This is a genomic window from Actinomadura sp. CNU-125 (assembly GCF_001942465.1).
Classification (GTDB): Bacteria; Actinomycetota; Actinomycetes; order Streptosporangiales; family Streptosporangiaceae; genus Spirillospora.
In genome coordinates, this window is record NZ_MKJY01000472.1 from 1 (window position 1) to 2,202 (window position 2,202).

Genomic DNA, 2,202 nt, shown 5'->3' on the forward strand with positions numbered 1-2,202 from the left:
TGCCCGTGGCGGTCGTGGGGCGGGGCGCCTGGGCGGCGGGGACGGCGACGGCCGTGGCGCGGTCGCGGCGACGGTCGCGGCGACGGCGGTCGCAGCGCGGCGCGGCGGATGCGGAACATGTGGCCTCCTGAGCCGATCGGTTCGACATGATCGACTCTTCCGGCGCGCCCCCCTGCCCGCACTGGCCCCAGCCCCCGTCCCGGGGGTGTACCTGACGACACCCACGCGGAAGTTGTCGTCCGGCGACAATTTCCCGGGAAAGGCGCCGAGGTCATCACTTGAAGGTGGAACGCGGCGGTTTTCTTCGTCGTGAACTCGATTTATCCGGTGGTTCGCTGCTCGTTACGGTCGTCAATTCCCGGCCGGGTCGCGCCCCGGCCGGGAACACGGCGAAAGGTGGGCGACGTGACCGCCTCGGCAGCGCTGGAGGAGACCGAACCCGCGGCGGGCGAACCGCCGCGGGGCCGCGGTCTCCCCTGGGCGTGGCTCGGCCCGCTGCTCGTCGCGGCCGCCGCCGGGGCGCTGGTGTTCCACCGGCTCGGTGAACCGCACGCGCTCGTCTGGGACGAGACGTACTACGCCAAGGACGCGTGGTCGCTGCTGCACTTCGGCGTCGAGCACGGCTGGAACGCCGACCGGGAGGGGAACCCGGCGAACGGGATGTTCCTCGCGGGACACCCGGAGTCGGGGCTGTCGAACGGCCCGGAGTGGGCGGCGCACCCGCCGCTCGGCAAGTGGCTCATCGCGGCGGGCATCGCGCTGTTCGGCCCCGGCCCGTTCGGGTTCCGGGCGGCGGCCGCGCTCGCGGGCGTCCTGACCGTGCTGGTCCTCGCCCGCACCGCGCGCCGGATGACCGGGTCGACCGTCCTCGGCTGCGCGGCGGGCCTGCTCCTCGCGCTGGACGGTTCGTGGCTCGTGTCGAGCCGGCTCGCGATGCTCGACGTGTTCCTGCTGCTGTGGCTCGTCGCCGGGTTCGCGTGCCTGGTCGCCGACCGCGACCGGACGCGCGCCGCCCTCGCCGGCGGCGCCGCGCGGTTCCTCGGACGGCGGTGGCGGTTCGCCGCCGGGATCTGCTTCGGCCTCGCGTGCGCGACGAAGTGGTCCGCCGTCTACGCGGTCGCGTTCCTGTGGGTGCTGGTCCTGCTGTGGGACCGGAAGGCCCGCGCGGACGCGGGCGCGGACCGTCCGTGGCGGACGACGGCGAAGCTCGACGCTCCGCTGTCGTTCGTCCAGTTCTGGGTGGTCGCGGGCGCGGTCTACCTGGCGAGCTGGTGGGGGTGGTTCGCGTCCGGGACGGGCCTGCAGCGGGCGGTCTTCGGGCGGCGGGTCGCCGGGTTCCAGCGGGACTGGGCCGCCCACCACCCGAGCGAGGTGTGGCCGTCGTTCCTCGACCCGATCCGGTCGCTGTGGCACTACCACGCGATGAACCTCGACTTCCACGCGAACGTCACCGAGCCGAACCCCGCGCAGTCGTGGCCGTGGGAGTGGCCGTGGCTCGGGCGTCCGGCGGTGATGTTCCGGTCGAGCGGGGGCGAATGCGGCGCCGCGGACTGCGCCGCCGAGATCGCGCACGTCGGGACGCCCGCGATCTGGTGGGCGTCGCTCGCCGCGCTGGTCGCCGTCGCCGCGTTCGTCCGGGGCCGGTGGGCGGCGGCCGTCGTCGGCGGCTACCTGGCGTGCTGGCTGCCGTGGTTCCCCGCCGCGCTCGACGACCGCACGATGTACTCCACGTACACGCTGCCGATGCTCCCGTTCGCCGTGCTGGCGCTCGTCCTGCTCGCGCGGCGCGTCCACGCGGCCCTGCCCGTCACCGCGCGCGCCGTCGGCGTCGTGTACCTGCTGGTCGTGGCGGCGAACCTGTACTTCCTGCACCCGATCCTGACGGCCGAACCGCTCCCCGAGCCCGCGCGGCAGGCGCGCCTGTGGCTCCCCGGGTGGAGCTGACCGATGCGAGGTGACCGCAGTTGACGATCCGGGTTCGCGGGACGGCCGCGCTGGCGGCCGCGACGGTGGTCGCGGCGGCCGCGCTGGCGACCGGTGGCGGCGCGCGCCGCGCGGGCGCAGGCGGCGGACGCGGCGCTCCGCTACGCGTGCGCGCTCCCGGACGGGACGTCGCAGGTCGTGGACGTCCGCGTCCGCGCGGAGTTCCCGGCGGGCGGGACGGCCGGGACACCCGTCCGGGCCCGGCCGCGCGACGGTGAC

The 2,202-nt window shown here is 75.4% G+C and carries 1 protein-coding gene; it reads left to right on the top strand.

What is annotated here, in order from left to right:
- Positions 1-405: 405 nt before the first annotated feature.
- Positions 406-1,944 carry a dolichyl-phosphate-mannose--protein mannosyltransferase gene (locus BJF79_RS37985; RefSeq protein WP_143220759.1) on the top strand — a complete coding sequence of 513 codons (1,539 nt, stop codon included), beginning with the start codon at positions 406-408 and terminating at the stop codon, positions 1,942-1,944.
- Positions 1,945-2,202 lie beyond the last annotated feature (258 nt).